Raw genomic sequence first — 406 nt, 5'->3', positions numbered from 1 at the left:
AGAATATGGTGGGCGAGGGCTTCCCCCGTACGTTCTTGTGGCATACCGCCGAGGATGCATCGGTACCAGTTCAAAATAGCCTCCTTCTTGCGCAGGCTCTTGCCGACCACGGGATTGGCTTTAGCCTACATGTCTTTCCGCATGGAAAGCATGGGGCATCGCTCGCCACGGCCCTAACGGCATTTAAGGGCTGCGCCGAGCATATTCAGCCACAAGTTCAGGGCTGGCCTGAGCAGTTCGCTTCCTGGGAGCGTGATGGACGATGAGCGAAAGTATCTATACGCTGCGCGTTTCGAGGGCTGCGGCAGGAGCGTATCCAACGATTTCCGATGCCTTGGCGGCAGCCGATCAGCTCTATCCGGATGCCGAGCAACCGGTGATGATTCGCGTCGATCCGGGCGAGTAT

1 protein-coding gene is annotated in these 406 nt (G+C 58.1%); it reads left to right on the top strand.

Annotated features, from left to right (window positions below; genetic code table 11):
* On the top strand, positions 1-266 hold a 266-nt coding region (locus tag AB5405_RS05640; RefSeq protein ID WP_368137833.1), incomplete at its 5' end, for a prolyl oligopeptidase family serine peptidase.
* Between the last annotated feature and the right edge of the window lie 140 nt (positions 267-406).

Source organism: Collinsella aerofaciens (assembly GCF_040920445.1).
In the GTDB taxonomy this organism is placed as follows: domain Bacteria; phylum Actinomycetota; class Coriobacteriia; order Coriobacteriales; family Coriobacteriaceae; genus Collinsella; species Collinsella aerofaciens_BH.
Note: the sequence above shows the minus strand (reverse complement) of the source record. Positions and strands in the feature narration are given on the sequence as shown.